We start from the raw sequence: 17535 nt of genomic DNA on the forward strand, positions 1-17535 counted from the left end.
GGGTGGCGGGCGGTGCACCCCGCGCAGCCGTGGCGGGGGCGGACGGGGCCGGGGTCAGGCGGATTCCTTCTTCTTGTTGGCGATGATCTGCTCCATATAGGTCTCGCCCCACGCGCCGAGCGGCTCCAGTGCGGTGTCGAGCGCGCGGCCGAGCTCGGTGAGGGAGTACTCGACGCGCGGCGGGACCTCCCGGAAGACCTCGCGGTGAACCACCCGGTCCGACTCCAGCTCGCGCAACTGCTGGATCAGCACCTTCTCGCTGACTCCGGCCACCTCCCGCCTCAGCTCACCGAAGCGCAGGGTCCCCCTGCTGCTCAGGGCCCACAGGATCAGCGGCTTCCACTTCCCGCCGACCACATCCACCGCGGCGTCCAGTCCGCACTGGTACTCGGGCTCGGGCGGCTTGCTCCGGGGCACGGCAACTCCTCTGTCTCCACGTTCACTTACCTTTCGGCCAGTACACCATTCGGGGGAGGTGAGAGCCGGGAAAGAGGACAGATTCCGTCCTGGGGCGATCTGTCGTCGGATCATGACGACACCCGAGGTGACCTGGACCGAGAGCAACGCCCGGACGCTGGAGCGACAGGGCCCGGGCTCCCCGGAGGGGCGCGCGGCGACCCCGGCGGCGGCCTGCTCGGCGATGCTCGGCACCCATGCCCAGGTGCTCTCGGCGGCCGAGCTCTCGGTGGCGCTGCGGACGGCCCCCGGCACGACCCGGACCAGGAGCTGTGGCCCCGGTGGCGGCAGATCACCCATCTCGCCGCGCACCGGGGTGTACGCGCCTTCGCGCCGAACCGGGGCCGCCGGGTCGCCTGGACCAACCCGGGCGTCACCCCCATGGCCGGACCGGCCGCCGCGGCCCAGCTCGTACAGCGGTATCTCGGGGCGTACGGGCCCGCGACCCCGCGGCGCTTCGCCAGATGGCCGGCGGTGCGGCCGGGGTGGGCGACGGAGCTCTTCACCCGGCCGGCGGGCGAGGGGCGGATCGAGGAGGTGCGGTACGCGGGAGGCGAGCCGGCCCGGGTCGCGGCGGGCGACACCGGTTTCCCCGGGGACGGGCCCCGGGGGGTGCGGCTGCTGCCCTACTTCGACGCGTACGCCATCGCCTCCCAGCCGCGTGAGCTGCTCTTCCCCGGCGCGGCGGGGCAGCGGGCGCCGGGCCGCGGCCAGGCGGGGAACTATCCGGTGGTGCTGGTGGACGGGACGGTGTGCGGGGTCTGGCACCAGAAGCGCTCCGGGCGGCGGATCGCCGTGACGGTGGAGCCGATCGGCGGCGCGCTGGAGCGGCCCGCCGCCCGGCGCGGGCTGGAGGAGCAGGTGGAGCGGGTGGCGGAGATCCTGGAGGGGCGCGCGGAGCTCACGGTGGGGCTGGTCGCGGTCGGGGCGCATGCGTAGGAGGCGCGTCCGCGCGGGTCACGGTCACGGCCGGGGGGCGCGGTGGAGCAGGGTGATGCCGTCGCGGACGGCGACGCGCCGGTAGCCGTGGGAGCGCTGCGCTGCGGCGAGTTCGGCGGCCTGCTTCTCGGCCGGATAGGGCCAGTGGCCGGTGCGGTACGGCCAGGCCGCGGGTGCCTCGCTGTCGTGGATGATCCACTCGGCGGTGGGACGGGGCAGCTCGGCGCGGTCGTACGCGTACAGCCGCGAGTCGACCGGGAAGGCCGGGAAGAGCACCACATCGCAGCGGGCGGTGAGCTGGGGCACCAGCCGGTTGGAGGCGGCGACCGATGCGCCGTCCGGGATCCGTGCCAGCAGGGTGCGGGCGGCCACCAGATGCGGGGTGTCGGCCCGCCAGGTGGCGCGCTGGGCGAGCAGCGCCAGCGGGAAGGACGGCACCATCACGGCGGTCACCGCGAGCGCGGTGACGAGGGAGGCCCGCACCTCGCGCCGGGCGGTGGGGCACGGGTGGCCGGGGGTGCGCCGGCGCCGCAGTGTGTCGATCATCCCGGCGATCACGATCGGCATCAGCACGGCGCTGTAGTGGAAGGAGGTTCCCCAGTGGAAACCGTTCTGGGAGAGCATCCGCCAGGCCAGGGTGGGCACGGCGAGCAGCGCCAGCGGTGAGCGCAGGGCGAGCAGCGCGGACGGGGCGAAGACCAGGACGAGGGTCATCGCCTTGATGTCCGGCCGGAGCGCGTCGAGGGGCGCGAAGGCGATGGTGGTGAGAAGCGAGGTGTGGGTGCCCTCGCCGAGGTTGCCGCCGTGGGCGTAGCCGCCGGCCGGGTGGAAGGCGGGCAGCAGGACTTTGATCTCGACGGCGGAGGCGAGCACTCCGGCGGCGGCGGTGAGCACCCCCAGCCGCCGGGGCCGTTTCCCCCACCCCCGCCAGGCGATGACACAGCCGACGGCGGCGAGGGTGAGTCCCAGATCCTCCTTGATCAGTACGAGGGGTGCGGCCCAGGCCACGGCGGCGCGCGGGTGGTGCCGGCCGAGCGCCGCGGCCGAGCAGGCGATCAGGGGCACGGCGAGGGCGACCTCGTGGAAGTCGAAGGCGGCGGCCGATGCGATGCCCCAGCTCATGCCGTAGACGGCGGCGACGGCATGGGCGGCGCGGGTGCCCAGTACGGTCCGTGCCCAGCCGGCCAGGGGTACGACGGCGACGGCGAGCAGCGCCGACTGCGCGACGAGCAGTGCCAGGGGTGAGGGCCAGAGGCGGTAGAGGGGGGCGAGAACGGCGAGCGCCGGGTGGAAGTGGTCGCCGAGGAGATGGAAGTTCTCGCCGCGCAGGGGGACCACGGGGGCGCGCAGTTCGGCGTAGGCGCGGACGGCCTGTTCGAAGATGCCCAGGTCGTACCCCGTGGTGCGGAGCAGGAGATGACGGCGGACGGCGACGGTGGCGTAGAGCAGGAAGAGCACCGCCGCCCAGCTCCAGGGGAGCAGGGCGGCGGATCGGGAGCCGGTACCCGGGGCGGCGGCGGGCGGGGTCTCCGGTGCCGGGGCGGGGGCGGGGAGCCGGGGGGTGCTCGCGGTCCGGGCGGCGATGGCGTGCCGGGCGCCGCGCAGGGCCGTGGTGAGGGCCGTCGGCGAGCTTGGCGATTTGTCAGAAAATGTCGGCATGGATGCGGATGCTAGACGGGGGTCGCGGCCCCTCCCCCTCAGCCGGGGGCGTGTCCCGGGGCGGGTCGGGACGGCCCGGGTGCGTACGGCCCGGGTGCGCGTACGGCCCGGGCGCGTACACCCGGACGCGTGCGGCTCAGGCGCGTGCGGCTCAGGCGCGTGCGGCTCAGGCGCGTGCGGCCAGTGCTCCGAGCAGTACGCCGGTGAACGCGCCGGAGACCATGAACGGCCCGAACGGAATCGCCGACTTGCGGGTCGCGCGGCCGAGGATCATCAGCCCGCCCCCGTACAGCGAACCGAGGAGGAAACCGGCGAAGGCGCCGGTGAAGAGCACCCCCCAGCCGTACCAGCCGAGGACCGTGCCGAGGGAGAGGGCGAGTTTCACATCGCCGAAGCCCATGCCGTTCGGATGGATGACGAAGAGGAGGAAGTAGACCGCGCCCAGGGCGAGACCGCCGAGCAGCGCCGCCGGCCAGGACCCGGCGGGGTCCGGGAGCAGCGCCGCCGCGCCGAGCAGCAGGGCCGCCGCCCCGGCGAGCGGGAGGGTGAGCCGGTCCGGGAGCCGGTGGACCCGCAGATCGATGACGGCCAGCAGTACCGCGACGGGGGTGAGCAGCAGCCACACCGCCAGTTCGGGGCGCGGACCCGTGGCGGCGGCGAGGGCCGCGCAGGCCGTGACGGTCACGGCGACGGCGGCGGGCGCGGCGGGGCCCGCCGCGCGGTGCGCTCCGTCCCCCGGCGCCTCGTCCGCGCACCCCCGGCACCGCGCGACACCCAGCCAGCCGCGCGCGGGCCCGGTGAACGGATGCCCGGCGGGGCAGGCGTCGAGCCGCTCCCGGCCCGGTTCGACGGCGAGCCGGTACGCGGCCCGGGGCACGAACAGGCCCGCGGCGGCGCCCCACAGGGCGGAGACGGCGATGAGTGTGGCGTACACGGCCCCGAGGGTAGGCGGTGGCGCCGGGCGGGGTCATGGGCCCGGGGACCCACTCCCCGCACACCGGGCCCCATCGCCGGGGTTCCGCTGCGCGGGCTCCGGGCCGGGCGCTACCGTCACGGCCATGGCACGAGGCGAGCGGTGGCGGGACGGCGGCGGGACCCTGTGGATCGAGGACGGGCCGGCGGTGCCGCTGGAGATCGCGGCGGGGTACGCGGCACGGCGGCGCGGGCTGCTCGGCCGGACCGGACTGGAAGGGGCGATCCTGCTGACCCCGTGCAGCGGAGTGCACACCTTCCGGATGGGCTTCACCATCGATGTGGCCTATCTGGACCGCGCCCTGCGGGTGGTCGACGTCCACACCCTGCGGCCGGGCCGGCTGGGCAGGCCCCGGCTGAGGGCGCGTCATGTGCTGGAGTCGGCGGGCGGGGCGATGGCGCAGTGGGGACTGCGGCCGGGGGTGACGGTACGGATCGAGAACACCTGAGGCCGCCGCGCAGCCTACAGGGGTGAGGGGGAGGCGTGCCGCCCGCGGCGCCGGCGGCCCCGGCCGCCCCGCCGCGCCAGCGCCGTCCACCCGCCGAGGAACAGCAGCAGCGCGCTCCCCAGGCCGACACCCGCGTAGCCGACCGCCCGCATCAGCACTGCCCCGGTCTCCCCGGCCTGCCGTGCCGCCGCGAACTCCTCCGGGGTGGCGCCGAATCCGGCGCCGAGGGCGTCACCGTCGTACAGGGGCCCGCTCTGCGGCTCACCCTCCACGCCCACCCGCAGGGTCAGCGGCAGCGGTTCGCGTACCGCCCGGTCGGCCGTGAGCCGGATGTAGTACCAGCCGGAGAACCGCATCGCGCTGGTGGCGTCCAGTTTCGACAGCCGGTTGACGAAGGCGACCGGGACGCTGCCCAGCGAGACCCGGGTGGCGGTGCCCCGGTAGTCGTTCGCGGCGTTGTCGACGAATCCGCGGGCGGTGTTGAAGAGGCTCAGCCGCACACTCCCGGTCGCCCCGCGGGACTTCGCGGCCGGCACGGCGGGGAAGTCCGCGTCGACGAAGAGCTGCTGTCCCCAGTCGACCGGAACCCGGTAGAAACGGCTCTCGCCCGGCCGGAGGGTGTCGTTCCACACCCCGTACCCGACCTTCGCCGCGTCATTGAACCCGGTTCCGCCGCGGGCCCGCCGCGCCGCGCCCTTCACATGCCCCGGAAGGTGGTGGTGCCAGTCGGCCGGCGGCACCGCGGCGGGAGCCGGCGCTCCGGGCTTCAACCCCGGCTCGGCCATGTACTTCAGCTCCACGGGCCAGCCGTCGGCGCGGGAGCCGCCGGGGCCGCCCAGCCACTCCACGCTGTAGTAGTAGTCCCCCGCGTCCTGGCACTTGCGCCCGGCCCCGATGCGCCGGGTGGAGTAGTCGGCGCTGGGCAGTGCGGTGCCCCCGCCGAAGGTGATCGCGTTGCTCACACTGCACTTGGCGCCGTCGGACGACTTCAGGGTGACCTTGATGCCCTCGCCGGCCGCCACCTTGATCCCGGGCGGCGGGGCGAGTACGGCCGACACATAGGCGTTGGACCGGTCGTCGAGGGCGACCCGGTAGAACTTCCGCTCCCCCGCCGAGATCGTGTCGACATAGGTGCCGGGTTCCAGCCTCGGCGCGTCGGCTCCGGCGGTGGAACCGCCGCTGACCGCACGCGCGGTGGGGTCGACCGTGTACGCGGTGAAGAGATCCGGATTCATCTCGGCCGAGGCCGGCGCGGGGAGCTGAGCCGGCCAGAGGAAGGCGGCCATGAGGGTCAACCCCGCCCGGAGCGCCGTCACCCGGGCCATCGGCCCTCCGGCCGCCGGCCGCCCGGCCGTCACCGTCCCGCCCCGCCTCATCCGCGCGCTCCTCAGCCGACTGCTCCGACAGTGAGTCGGCCCGCAGCGTACTGCGGGCCGGCCACGTCACGTATAGCAGGCGTCACACAGATGGGCCGCACCCCGGAACCGGCCGGGCGCACCGGCACCGTCACCGGCGCGCCGGACCGCCGGATCACCGGAACGCCACCGCCGCCGGTCAGCCGCCGCCCGAGGTCGGGAAGGAGACCTCGACCCTGCGGTTCTTCCGGCGCCCGTCCTCGGTGGAGTTGTCCGCGATCGGGTAGTCCTCGCTGTAGCCGCGTACCTCGTACGAGATGGTGCCGTCGTTCAGCTGTTCGCTGAGTACGCCGTGGACCGCGTCGGCCCGCTTCTTGGAGAGCACCCGGCCGCTCTGGTAGGAGCCGAGATTGTCGGTGAACCCGAAGACCCGGACCTTCCCCGGCTTGTTCCGCTTGATCTCCGCGACGATGGCGGCGACCCGGCTGTTGGCCAGGGGGGAGAGGTCGGCGCTGTTCCGGCCGAAGAGCACCTCGGCCTGGAGCGCGAACTTCAGCGATGTGGTGGTCTCCTCGCGGCGCTCCTCACCGCCCTCGGTCTCCACGATGGAGACGATGTCCAGGACCCGGGAGGCGGCGAGCTGGGCACCGTCGCGCATCCGCAGTCCGGAGCTGTTGCCGTCGATCTCGGGCGGGGTGTAGACCGCCTGGCTCCCCGGCGGCAGGGTGGGGTCGTCCACGGCCGGGGCGCCCGCGGCGGTGGAGGCGAAGGAGACGGCGGTGAGCTGGAAGCCGGTGAGCAGCAGCACCACCGCGAGGGAGGCCGCCGCCGAGGGCCGCTGGGGGGCACGCCGCTGCGTGTTCCCGCTCCCCATCAGGAGATCTCGATCGTCGTGCTGGGCATGAGCGGGATCTGGACCTCGACGGAGGTGGTGGCCTCGGGCGGGGCGGGGAACTGGGCGAAGAAGTCCACGCTCTCGCCGGCACCGAACGGGGTGAGCCCCGTGGTGGTCAGCGGATATCCATCGGTGTCCCGGAGGACGTAGTAGCGCTTCTTGTCCTTCTTGTCCACCAGCGTCATACCCGCGAACGACCGGCCGGTCCGCTTGACCTGGCTCTCCTGGCCGTTCCACTGGATCGGCGGAACCTGGCTCTTCCCACTGGTGTTCGCGACCGTGCCGGAGATGGTGAGGAATCCGCCTTCGTCGCGGGCGGCACCGGTGATGGTGAACTCGAACCCGTTGCTGCCCTTCACCGTGCCCAGCGTCTTGACGTCGGCGGGTGCCTCGATCCCGCCGTCGGGATCGTCCGCCGGACGGTCGGAACCTCCCGAAGTCCCCGGCGGGACGGCGGTCGAGCCGACGTTCTTCTTGTCGGCGCCGCCGTCACCGTCGTCACCGCACGCCGTCAGCGAGAGCGACAGTGCCGCCGCCACAAGGACCGCCGTCACTGCCCTGCGGGTCTTCGCTCCTTGCCGAGTACTCATCAGTGCTGTTCCTTTGCGTTCGGTCGCGGTCAGTCCCCGTCCAACCGGACGGTGAAGAGGTCGGACAGGTCGGGGAGAGGGTCCGGGTCCTGTGGGTCGAGGATGAAGTCGTCCCCGCCGTCGCAGTGGAAAGTGCCCCAGGAGTCGGGCTTCTCGGGCTCGGAGGGCGTCGGGGCCGGTGTCGGGGTCGGGGTCGGCGACTCCGGGCCGGGTGACGGCAGGGACACGTCGGCGGGCTCGAAGGTGCAGCGGAACTCCACCACCGCGGTCGCCGTGGCCGAGGCGTGCTCGCTCTCGGTGCCGGGAAGGATGGTGTCGCCCACCGGGTCCAGGGTGACCACACCGACGGCGAAGCCCCAGCGGCCGTCCCCCAGCGGGACGCAACTGCCCGGCGGCCGGCTCGTCGTCGTCCCATTGGTCTGGGCGAGGCTCTCCGCCGCTGCACAGCCCTCACCGGGTGCGCCGACGAGCTTGCCGCCGAGCAGGTCACGGAGGGAATCGGGGTCGAAGCCGGGGGCCAGGATCCGCTTCAGCAGTTCGTCCCCGAAGTCGTCACGGGACTCCAGCGCCGCGGCGAGCGCGGCGGCGTCCGCACCCGACTGGGCGCCATTGCGGGTGGCCCCCGCCTGTCCGACCGCGAAGAACGCGAGCGCGAGAAAGAGCAGACCGACCACCATCGCGATATAGATGGGGGCCGCCTGCCCTGACTCACGAGTGGGCCCTGAGGTCAGTGCGGCTACTCGCCGCCACCGCCCAGGATCGCCTGGACCTGGTTGGAGAGACCCGAGGCGATGTCGTCCGCCACTCCCGAGCCCACCAGCGCCGCGATGATCGCCGCCACCAGCACGATCACTCCGACGTACTCGACGGAGTCCTGTCCGGCGTCGCGGCGGTCCTGCATCGCGCGCGCCGCGGACGCCATGCGTGCCGCGACGTGGAGACGGATTCTGACCACGGCCTTGAGCGTCACGTTCGACATCGGCTTCCCCTCCGGCACCGGCGGTCCGATCACCGTCCGGCTCGTACGAATTCATGACGCCACCTGCCGTATCGGCGCCATGACGGCCGGTGCGGATGGCAGCGTGAGAAATGTACGCCGCGGGAGCGCTGCCGGGAATGGGCCCCTGGGCCCAACTCCGGGCCCAAACAGGGCGATGACGGCACAGAAGGCGGAGGACGCGCGGGACACGGCGGGCGCGGGCCGCCGCGGGATCACTGCTCATGCCGGACGCACCCCCTCACGCGTCAGACCATGCCAGATCGCGATGGCCTCACCCCTGCTCGCCGCGTTCAGCTTGGCGAAGATCCGGTTGATGTGGTTCTTGACCGTCTTCAGGCTGATGAAGCAGCAGGCGGCGATCTGCTGATTGGTCAGGCCGGACGCGATCAGCTCCATCACCTCCGCCTCCCGCGGGCTCAGCTCCTCGGTCACCCCGCGCGCCGTGCCGGTGGCGGCGGGCTCCATGAAAGAATGTCCCACATTCGCTTCCGCAAGCGAAGAAGGTTGAGCAAACTTTCGAACTTCCGGAACTGATCGCACATCAGCATCCTTTACGGGTAAAGGGTGTACCGAATCGGGTATACGCCCAGGAATCTCCGTGTCGTCACCGTCGATCACCCGGGTTTCGGTACGCGAATTCCAGCGCAGCTCGGATATCCGGCGCGCCGAGCCCAGTCCGCCGGGCAGCGGTCCGGCGTCCGGACGGGCCGCGGGGTCTCCGCGCACTCCGGCGAGAAGCGCCCCGGCGGCCGAGTGGGTGAAGACCGCCCGCCCCTCGCCGATGTCCCGCACGGCCGAGACGAGTTCGGCGGCGGTGAACTCACCGTGCACCAGATACCCTCCGGCACCCAGCCGCAGCGCCCGGTGGACGATCTCGCTCTCGCTGCTGTACGTCATCATCAGCACCGGTGCGAGCCGGACCAGATACGGCAGGGCGGAGATGCCGTCCACCTCCGGCATCCGGACATCGAGCAGCACCACATCCGGCCGGTGCCGCACCGCCTCCTCGTACGCCCGGCGCCCGTCGGCCGCCTCGGCGACGACCCGGAGGCCCGACCGGCCCTGAAGGAGCGCGGTCAGTCCCGCCCGTACGACCGGGTTGTCGTCGGCGACCATGACCCGCAGCGGTTCCGGCGGGGGTGCGGGGAGGGCGGGGGCCGGTGGGGAGCTCCACTCCGGGGGATGGGGGCGGGGGGTGCGCTGGGGAGGGCTGTCCGGCACTGTCGCGGCCTCCTCTCGGGAGACGGGGTACGGGGCTGTCATGTGAGCAGGGACATGCGGTACGGGGCGGGCGGCGCGGGCAGAGCCGGGAGCGGTGCGGTGGCGGCCGGCGGCGGCGGGCCGGATTCCGGTTCGGGGGACGGCACGGGGAGGGGAGCGGGAGCCGGTGCGGTGGATGCTTCGGGCGACGGCACGGGGAGAGGTTCGGGAGCCGGTGCGGTGGATGCTTCGGGCGACGGCACGGGGAGAGGTTCGGGAGCCGGTGCGGTGGATGCTTCGGGCGACGGCACGGGAGCCGGCACGGGGAGAGGCTCGGGAGCGTCCGGCCGGTGCGGTGCCAAGGGCCCGGCGGAGCCGGCCGTGTCGCCGCGCCCCGCCGCCCGTGTCCCGCCCCCGCCCCCGCCCCATGGCAGTTCCAGGCGTACCTCCGTGCCCGCCGCCGCCTCGCCCCGCCCGATCCGGAGACGGGCGCCGATCGAGGCCGCGCGTTCCACCATGCCCACCAGCCCGAAGTGGCCCGAGCGGCGCAGTCCGTCGAGGGTGGTGCCGGCCGGCAGCCCGGCGCCGTCGTCGTACACGCTGATCAGCAGGACATCGCCGGTCACCCCGGCCGTGACGGCGATCTCCGAGGGGCGGCCGTGCCGGTGGGCGTTGTCCAGCGCCTCCGCCGCGATGGTGAGCGCCTGGCGGGCGACGGGGTACGGCACCAGGGGGGCCGGGCCCGTGCCGACGGCGCGGAAGCGGGTGGCCGCTCCGGTGCGGCGGGCGAATTCCTCCGTACGGGAGCGGAGTCCGGCGACCAGATCGGTCCCCGCCCCGGCGGCCGGGCCGGTGTCCCGGCGCAGGTCGGAGAGGAGCTCCCGCGACTCGGCGGCGGCCCGGCGCGCCGAGCGGGCCACCAGTTCGGCCCGGCCGCGTACGGCGACGGGGTCCATCCGGTCGGCGGAGTGGGCGAGTCCGTCGGCGGCCAGTGCGAGGCCGTGCAGGGTCTTGGCGACCGAGTCGTGCATCTCGCGGGCGAGACGGGCGCGTTCCTCCTCGATCGCGCCGGCCACCGCGAGGCGGGCACGGGCCTCGGTGAGCGCCTGTCCGGCCGCTCCGAAGCCGAGCATGAGACCGCGCAGCGTACTGCCCAGCGCTCCGGCCAGCACGCAGAGTCCGGGCAGGAAAAGAGCAGTAAACGGGGCGCCGGCGAGGTCGTGGACGGCATGGGCGCCGACCACGATCAGGGACTGGAGGACGGCGAAGACGGCCGCGCCGCGCCGGCCGGTGATCAGACCGGCCAGCAGCGGGGTGCAGATGGTGACATGGGCCAGGGTGGAGCCGGGTGACGCGGTGACCAGCAGCAGCGCGCCGCAGGCCATGTCCGCGCCGAGCAGCCAGGGGTGGCGGAGCAGCACCGGGCCGAAGCGTTCCCAGTCGCGGAACAGGACGTACGAGGCCATGAAGGTGACCAGGACGGCGGCGCCGACCAGCCAGCTCGCGGGGCCGGGCCGGGTGCCCGCGAGCGCGAAGGGCGCGGCCAGGACGATCATGGCCAGCCGGAAGCCGAAGACCTGGCGGCAGAGTGCCTGGAGGGCGTTGACCTGGATGGGGAGAGCGGGGAGAGCGCCGCCCGCTTCCGCCGCCGGCGGGAGGCCCGGCAGCGGGGGCGCGTCCGAGTCCGCGCCGGGGCGCGTCGCTCCGTCCGGCCGGCTCATCCCGCCACCTCCGTACGCTCCTCGGCCGCCCTGCTCGTCATGTCCGGGCGGACAGCTCCGCCGTTCACTCCCCCAGGACCTCTCCCAGATCGACTCCGGAGCCGTAGTAGAAGCTCATCACGATGAGGATCATGGTCGCCGGGAGCATGATCAGCGTGACGACCAAGGTGGACTTGGGTACGGCGCGGGCGGCGTTCCGGCGGGCGTTCTGGGCGTCGGTGCGGCGCATGTCGGTGGCGATCTGGATGAGGGTGTCGACGATCGGCGCCCCGAGCTCCTCGCCCTGCTGGAGGGCGGTGACGAACATCGACACCTGGTCCGAGTCATTGCGCAGGCGGAGCTGTTCGAAGGCGTCGCGGCGGCTGACGCCCATGTCCATCTGGCGCAGGGTGATCCGCAGCTCATCGGCCCAGGGGCCCTGGTACTTCTCGGCGACGCGCTCCAGGGCCTGGCGGAAGCCGAGGCCGGCGGAGACCACGACGGCGAGGACGTCGAGGAAGTCGGGGAGGGTGCGCTCGATGTCGGCGCGGCGGCGGCGGATGGCGGCCTTGATGATCACATCGGTCCAGAACACTCCGAAGACCAGGAGCAGGATCGCGATGACGAACTGGCCGCGCATCAGCATGGAGAGAAACGCGAGCACGCCGAGGAAGCCGTAGACGGCGCGCCGGGCGGCGTAGCGGTCGACGGTCATGCCGCCGGGGTTTCCGGCCATGTCCAGACGGCGGCGGAGGGCGTCCACCCGCCGGGGGCCCATGGCCCGGAGGATGGCGGGGGCGTAGCGGATGCCGAGCCGGTCGATGCCGGAGCCGACGGCGGTGGTGCGGGTGGCGCCGGACTCCAGGGCGAGGGCGAGGTCGCCGGGGAGTCTGGCGTCGGCGCGGTACATCCGGATGCCGTGGAAGATCCCGTACACGGATATGGCGAGAGCGGCGGCGAGCAGCAGTCCCATGGGTGTCTCTCCTTTCTCTTCCTCGTCCTCAGACCTGGATCCGGGAGACCCGGCGGATCAGGAAGGCGCCCAGGACATAGAGCCCGAAGGCGATGACGGTGGCGGTCTGGCCGACGACCGAGCCGGTCATCTTGTCGAGCGCGCCCGGCGTCATGCCGTTGATCATCAGCAGGAAGCCGAGGCCGAGGAGGGGCACGGCCATCGCGGTGACCTTGATCTGGGAGAGGGTGGTGGTGACCTCGCGCCGGGTCTCCTTGCGCTCCTCCAGGGATTCGGTGAGGTTGCGCAGCGAGGAGACGACCTGGCCGCCGGCCCGGTTGGCGAGGATCAGGGTGGTGACGAGGACGACGAGTTCGCGGGAGGGCAGCCGGTCGGCGAGCTCGCCCAGCGCCTCGTCCAGGCTGCGGCCGACGGCGAGCTGATCGGCGACGATGCCGAGTTCGCGGCCGGCCGGGTCGTCCAGCTCCTCGGCCGCCATGGCGAGCGCGGTGCGCAGGGCGAGGCCGGCCTGGGTGGCGTTGGCGAGGACGCGGGTCAGTTCGGGGAGCTGGTTGATGAACGCCTCGGTGCGCTTGACGCGCTGCCAGGTGAGGAAGGCGTTGGCGCCCCAGAGTCCGGCGATGACGGCGAGGCCGCCGAAGAAGGGGGCGAAGACCGCGCCGATGATGAAGTAGAGGGCGACCAGGACGGCGACGACATAAACCACGTACTCGCCGGCGGTCAGATCGAGGCCGGTGGTGGCGATCCGGCGCTCGACCCGGAGTCCGAGCCGGGTGCCGCGCAGCCGCCGGTCGACGCCGCCGAAGCGCCGGCGGCGGCCGGGAAGCGCCGCGAGCCCGCCGCCCTGGGCCATGCGCTCGACGAGTGCCTGTCGCTGCGCCCGGCCCGAGGCCAGGAGGTGCACGCCGATGACGGCGAGCACACCGGCGAGCAGGGTGACTCCGGCTGTCAGAAGCGGGAGATTGTCCATGTCGGGCGGAGACCTTTTCCGTGAGCGTGGGCGGGAGCCCCTCGGGGGCGGCGGCGGTACGGGGCGGGCCCGTACCGGCGCTCAGACGACTGATCTGCGGACGGCGAGCTGATCGTCGGACTCGGCGACGCCGAAGACCAGCGGCAGGCTCTCGTTCTTCATGTAGAGCCGTTCCGCGATCCGGCGCGGCACCGGGTAGTAGGCGAACCGGCCGTGTATCCGTCCGTCGCCGGACATCGGCTGGGCGTCGAAACGGCAGACGGAGACGATCCGGTAGTCCTCGCGGCCGTGGCTGTCGACCACCGCGACCTCGGTGACCCGGCGGGTGCCGTCCGCGTGGCGGGTGAGCTGGACGATGACATCGACGGCGCTGTTGATCTGGTCCTTGATGGCGGCGAAGGGGATGTCGACCTCGGCCATGGACGCCAGGGTCTGGAGCCGCATCAGCGCGTCCTCGGCGCTGTTGGCGTGCACGGTGGCGAGGGAGCCGTCGTGGCCGGTGGACATCGCCTGGAGCATGTCCAGGGTCTCCCCGCCGCGGACCTCGCCGACGATGATGCGGTCGGGGCGCATGCGCAGGGAGTTGCGCACCAGGTCGCGGATGCTGACATGGCCCTTGCCCTCGACATTGGGCGGGCGGCTCTCCAGGGTGATCACATGCGGCTGCTGGAGCTGGAGCTCGGCGGAGTCCTCGATGGTGACGATGCGCTCGCCCTCGGGGATGAGACCGGAGAGGGAGTTCAGCAGGGTGGTCTTCCCGGTGCCGGTCGCGCCGGAGACGATCACATTGAACTTGGCCCGAACGAGACCCGCCAGCAGCAGGGTCATCTGCTCGTCCAGGGAGCCGATGGCGATCATTTCCTGGAGGGTGAAGGCGCGCGGGAAGCGGCGGATGGTGAGGATGGGGCCGGTGAGGGAGAGCGGCGGGATGATGACATTGACCCGCTCCCCGGAGGGCAGCCGGGCGTCGACCATCGGATTGGCCTCGTCCACGCGCCGGTTGACGGTGGAGACGATGCGCTCGATGGTCTGCATCAGCTGTTCGTTGGAGGAGAAGCGCAGCGGCAGCAGCTCCAGCCGGCCGCCGCGCTCGACATAGACCTGTTCCGGGCCGTTGACCATGATCTCGCTGATGGAGGCGTCCTCGAGGAGCGGTTCGAGGATGCCGAGGCCGAGCGCCTCGTCGACGACCCGGCGGATCAGCTGCGAGCGCTCGGCGGTGGAGAGGACCGGGCCCTCGCGGCTGAGGATGTGGCCGAGGACGCGTTCGAGCCGGGCCCTGCGCTCGGCGGCGGCCAGCGCGGACATCTCGGCGAGGTCGATCTCTTCCAGGAGCTTGGCGCGGTAGACCATGACGAGGCGGTTCTCCTCGCTGTGGCCCTTGGCCGGCTCGGGGCTGCTGATGCGCGCCCGCAGGCTCATGTGCTCATCTCCCGGGTGTCGTTCTGTTCCGTACGGGGCGGCGCGTCGGCGGATGGGTCGCGTCCGGCCGTGTCGGTCGGGTCGGTGGCTCGGTCGGGTCGGTGGTGCGGGGGTCAGTGGTGCGGTCGGGTCAGTGGTCGCAGGGCATGGTGACCGTCCTCGTCGCCGCGTCGAAGCTGAAGAGCGGGATCACCGAGGGCACACTGATCCGGGCCACCGCGGTGACCTCACCGCCGCCGCCACAGCCGCCGACCTCCACCCCGCCGTCGAGCCATTCGCTCATCGCGGCCCGTCCCGCCGCCCCCGCGTACTCGGCGCCGTCCTCCTGCGAGGCCGTCCGGGCGGCGGCGCGCGCGGCGGTGCCGGCCTGCTGGGCGGTGTAGGCGACGAGTCCGAGCTGGATGGCGGCGAGCCCGGCGATGAGCAGCAGGGTGATCAGGCCGGCGAACTCGACGGCCGCCTGGCCCCGGTCGGCGCGGCATGTCATCGCTCGGCCTCCTCGTAGTGGGCTGCGGCGTTCCCGGGTACGGGGATGGGGAGGCTGAGGCTGCCCGGGAAGAGCACCGGGAGGGAGATCTCCAGATCCGCGCGGTAGAGCTCGCCCGCACGGCCGCAGTCGATTTCGGTGAGGCGCCAGGCCGCCGGCAGGTTCTGGCGGGCCGCCTGCCGGCAGGCGGCGTCGCCGCCGACGGCACCCGCCCTGGCCCCCTCGTCGGCCGCGTTCCCGGCGAGGGAGAAGGTGTAGCCGACCAGGGCCGCCTGCCAGAGCAGCGCGAGGGTGGCCAGGATGACCGGGATGGTGCCGGTGAACTCGACGGCCGCCTGGCCCCGGTCCGACCGCAGCCGTGCGAAGGCGCGCTTCACCGCGACGGTGTGCTCCATCGCGACGGTGCGTTTCATCACGAACCCCCTCTCATCGCGGACCCTCCTCATCGCGGCCTCTCACCCGGTCACTTCGACCGGTTCCGGCGGAGGCCGACCGAGCCCCGGTCGCCGCGGAAGCGGCCCGTCTTCTGATCGGGTTCCGCCGGCCGGATCAGTCCCAGCTCGCCCGCGAGGCCCCACAGGGCCTGCTTGACGGACGACTTGTTCTCCAGATCCTGCATCCGCCCGGCGTCCACCACCGGCTGAAGCTCCTTGAACCCGGCGGGAACGGAGGTCTTGGCGACTCTGGTGCCGGTGATCTTCTCGATCAGCGGCGGCTGGATCTCGGTGCCCCTGGTGTGCCGGTTGACCACCACCACGGTCTCCTCCGCCTTGCGGATCTGGAGCCGGTCCCACATCCGGATCATCCGCTTCGCCGCGCGCACGGAGACGACGTCCGGAGTGGTCACCAGTAGTGTGATATCGGCCATTTCAATGGCGGCGGCATTCGCTCCGTGCATCTGGGTGCCGCAGTCGATGATCACGACCTCGTGGCGGTTGCGGAGCGCGCTGACGATCTGGCGTACGGAACGGTCGTTGACCTCCTCGCCCCGCTCCCCCTCCCCCGGCGCGAGGAGCAGCCCGATCCCGGTCTGGTGGGCGAAGAGGGCGTCCTGGAGCACTCGGGGTGATATGTCCTGGATGCCGGAGAGATCGGCGACGGAGCGGCGGAACTGCACATCCAGATAGGAGGCGATGTCCCCGGCCTGGAGATCGAGGTCGGCGAGGGCGACCGTGCGGCCGGACGCCTGGGCGGCCAGGGCCAGCTGTACGGCGGTGACGGTGGCGCCCACCCCGCCCTTGGCGCCGCTGACGGTGACGACGGTGCCGCCGGGCCCGGTGAGCACATCGGCGCCGTGCCCCAGGTGCTTGCGCACCCCGGTGGACCAGCCCGCCGCCGCCTGGACCCGCTGGGCCAGTTCCTCGTACGAGATGGGCAGCGGGACCAGTCCGCGGGCGCCGGAGTCCATCGCGGCCGAGTAGAGGCCGGGACCGGAGTCGACGGTGACCAGGATGACGCCGACGGCCGGGAAGCGGAGGGCGATTTCCCGGATCAGTTCGAGGGCGGGAACCGGGCCGATGCGCTCATGGACGAGGACGACCTCGGGGAGCTCGTCGAGCGATTCGGCGGCGTACCGGGCCAGCAGGTCGAGCAGGGAAGTGGAATCGGCCACCGGGGCCGCGGGCTCCGCGTCGGGGAGCTGGCTGAGGAGGGTGGTGATGGCCCGGGCAGCGTCGGCGTCACCGACGGCCGGAAGGATGCGTGTGGTCATACAGCCCTCACCTGTTCTTGTCTTCGTCGAGGGTGTAGGTGCTGTCGCCGGGGCGCAATGTGGTGGGGGTGCCCTTGGCCAGAAGGGCCAGGCGCACATTCTCGGCGAAGGACTCCGCGTGGGCGACGCGCTGCGCGTCCGCGGTCTTGAGGGCGAACGTGATCGGCACGGCCTCGCGCCGGGTGCCGCGGCGGTCGTCCTCCCTGGCGTCGAGCGGTGTCAGCCTGCCGACATCGATGACCCGGGCACCGGGGACGATGATCCGGGACTCGTCGGGGTCTTTCTCGGCCTTTCCCGCGAAGGTGGCGAAGATATTCACCAGATCGCCCGGGGTGATCTTTCCGGCGACCCCGGTGGCCGCGTCGACCATGATGGCGATCTCCTGCTCCCCGGCGGCCAGTTGGGGACGGTCGACAATCATGTCCTCCTGGAGCAGGGACCCCTTTTTGAGCTGGGTGACCGCGATCTTCCCGGTCACTGCGGCGATATCCGTGACGGCGCTGTCGGAGAGCCAGCGCTTGGGAATGCGGACCTTCTTGAACTGGGCCGGGCGCAGGGCGGTGTAGGGCGTCACATCGGCGGTGAGCCGGTAGGCGGTGACCTCGGGTCCGACCTTTGAATTCACATCATTGATCACCGATATCACGCCGGCGAACGCACCGAGCGCGCACAGCACCGAGACGAGCAGAAGGACGACGCCGCGGCGTTGGCGTGAATTCATGGGCTGGACGACCTCGTTCGCAGACTTCGCAGACTT

The 17535-nt window shown here is 72.6% G+C and carries 19 protein-coding genes and 1 pseudogene; 3 read left to right on the forward strand and 17 right to left on the reverse strand.

The genetic code is table 11. The features are described from left to right. Positions 1 to 54 precede the first annotated feature (54 nt). A complete protein-coding gene (locus AAFN69_RS19415; RefSeq protein ID WP_347729819.1) occupies positions 55 to 417 on the reverse strand; it encodes a helix-turn-helix domain-containing protein in 363 nt (120 codons plus the stop codon). A gap of 112 nt (positions 418 to 529) precedes the next feature. Here AAFN69_RS19415 and AAFN69_RS19420 point away from each other — a divergent pair. After that, positions 530 to 1395: pseudogene (locus AAFN69_RS19420) on the forward strand (crosslink repair DNA glycosylase YcaQ family protein). Between the two features lie 24 nt (positions 1396 to 1419). Here AAFN69_RS19420 and AAFN69_RS19425 read toward each other — a convergent pair. Together AAFN69_RS19425 and AAFN69_RS19430 are read right to left on the reverse strand one after the other, a co-directional pair. Next, a complete protein-coding gene (locus AAFN69_RS19425; protein WP_347729820.1) occupies positions 1420 to 3054 on the reverse strand; it encodes a DUF2079 domain-containing protein in 1635 nt (544 codons plus the stop codon). Positions 3055 to 3220: 166 nt separating this feature from the next. Further along, positions 3221 to 3988, reverse strand: coding sequence for an A24 family peptidase (locus AAFN69_RS19430; RefSeq protein WP_347729821.1), 768 nt, complete (start codon positions 3986 to 3988; stop codon positions 3221 to 3223). A gap of 124 nt (positions 3989 to 4112) precedes the next feature. Between AAFN69_RS19430 and AAFN69_RS19435 the strand changes: the two genes are divergently transcribed. Further along, positions 4113 to 4475: a DUF192 domain-containing protein gene (locus AAFN69_RS19435; protein ID WP_347729822.1), complete on the forward strand. Its 363-nt coding sequence runs from the start codon at positions 4113 to 4115 to the stop codon at positions 4473 to 4475. Between the two features lie 14 nt (positions 4476 to 4489). On the opposite strand, the gene AAFN69_RS19440 is transcribed toward AAFN69_RS19435, so the two are convergent. Next, on the reverse strand, positions 4490 to 5761 hold the full coding sequence (locus AAFN69_RS19440) for a hypothetical protein (protein ID WP_347729823.1): 1272 nt from the start codon (positions 5759 to 5761) through the stop codon (positions 4490 to 4492). Between AAFN69_RS19440 and AAFN69_RS19445 the strand changes: the two genes are divergently transcribed. Continuing rightward, complete coding sequence (locus tag AAFN69_RS19445; protein WP_347729824.1) at positions 5760 to 5885, forward strand: hypothetical protein; 126 nt, start codon at positions 5760 to 5762, stop codon at positions 5883 to 5885. The genes AAFN69_RS19440 and AAFN69_RS19445 overlap by 2 nt on opposite strands. 144 nt (positions 5886 to 6029) lie before the next feature. On the opposite strand, the gene AAFN69_RS19450 is transcribed toward AAFN69_RS19445, so the two are convergent. The 13 genes from AAFN69_RS19450 to cpaB form a co-directional block, all read right to left on the reverse strand. After that, positions 6030 to 6704 (reverse strand): OmpA family protein, encoded by a 675-nt coding sequence (locus AAFN69_RS19450; protein ID WP_347729825.1) that lies wholly within the window; start codon positions 6702 to 6704, stop codon positions 6030 to 6032. After that, positions 6704 to 7315 (reverse strand): hypothetical protein, encoded by a 612-nt coding sequence (locus tag AAFN69_RS19455; RefSeq protein WP_347729826.1) that lies wholly within the window; start codon positions 7313 to 7315, stop codon positions 6704 to 6706. The genes AAFN69_RS19450 and AAFN69_RS19455 overlap by 1 nt, the downstream gene beginning before the upstream one ends. A gap of 29 nt (positions 7316 to 7344) precedes the next feature. Beyond that, positions 7345 to 8046: a pilus assembly protein TadG-related protein gene (locus AAFN69_RS19460; RefSeq protein ID WP_347729923.1), complete on the reverse strand. Its 702-nt coding sequence runs from the start codon at positions 8044 to 8046 to the stop codon at positions 7345 to 7347. Positions 8047 to 8051: 5 nt separating this feature from the next. Further along, positions 8052 to 8294 (reverse strand): hypothetical protein, encoded by a 243-nt coding sequence (locus tag AAFN69_RS19465; protein WP_347729827.1) that lies wholly within the window; start codon positions 8292 to 8294, stop codon positions 8052 to 8054. 240 nt (positions 8295 to 8534) lie between these two features. Next, a complete protein-coding gene (locus tag AAFN69_RS19470) occupies positions 8535 to 9431 on the reverse strand; it encodes a response regulator transcription factor (protein ID WP_347729924.1) in 897 nt (298 codons plus the stop codon). Positions 9432 to 9574: 143 nt separating this feature from the next. Beyond that, entirely contained in the window at positions 9575 to 11182 is a 1608-nt protein-coding gene (locus tag AAFN69_RS19475; protein WP_347729925.1) for a histidine kinase, read from the reverse strand. 118 nt (positions 11183 to 11300) lie between these two features. Continuing rightward, entirely contained in the window at positions 11301 to 12188 is an 888-nt protein-coding gene (locus tag AAFN69_RS19480; RefSeq protein WP_347729828.1) for a DUF5936 domain-containing protein, read from the reverse strand. Positions 12189 to 12216: 28 nt separating this feature from the next. Then, complete coding sequence (locus tag AAFN69_RS19485) at positions 12217 to 13158, reverse strand: type II secretion system F family protein (RefSeq protein ID WP_347729829.1); 942 nt, start codon at positions 13156 to 13158, stop codon at positions 12217 to 12219. An 81-nt stretch (positions 13159 to 13239) separates the two neighbouring features. Next, on the reverse strand, positions 13240 to 14580 hold the full coding sequence (locus AAFN69_RS19490) for a CpaF family protein (protein ID WP_347729830.1): 1341 nt from the start codon (positions 14578 to 14580) through the stop codon (positions 13240 to 13242). 130 nt (positions 14581 to 14710) lie between these two features. Beyond that, a complete protein-coding gene (locus AAFN69_RS19495; RefSeq protein WP_347729831.1) occupies positions 14711 to 15067 on the reverse strand; it encodes a TadE/TadG family type IV pilus assembly protein in 357 nt (118 codons plus the stop codon). After that, positions 15064 to 15480: a TadE family protein gene (locus tag AAFN69_RS19500; RefSeq protein ID WP_347729832.1), complete on the reverse strand. Its 417-nt coding sequence runs from the start codon at positions 15478 to 15480 to the stop codon at positions 15064 to 15066. The genes AAFN69_RS19495 and AAFN69_RS19500 overlap by 4 nt, the downstream gene beginning before the upstream one ends. A gap of 50 nt (positions 15481 to 15530) precedes the next feature. Further along, complete coding sequence (locus AAFN69_RS19505) at positions 15531 to 16778, reverse strand: AAA family ATPase (RefSeq protein ID WP_347729833.1); 1248 nt, start codon at positions 16776 to 16778, stop codon at positions 15531 to 15533. Positions 16779 to 16785: 7 nt separating this feature from the next. After that, a complete protein-coding gene (gene cpaB, locus AAFN69_RS19510) occupies positions 16786 to 17499 on the reverse strand; it encodes a Flp pilus assembly protein CpaB (RefSeq protein ID WP_347729834.1) in 714 nt (237 codons plus the stop codon). Between the last annotated feature and the right edge of the window lie 36 nt (positions 17500 to 17535).

The sequence above is a fragment of the Streptomyces sp. CAU 1734 genome, assembly GCF_039888735.1.
Taxonomy (GTDB): domain Bacteria; phylum Actinomycetota; class Actinomycetes; order Streptomycetales; family Streptomycetaceae; genus Streptomyces.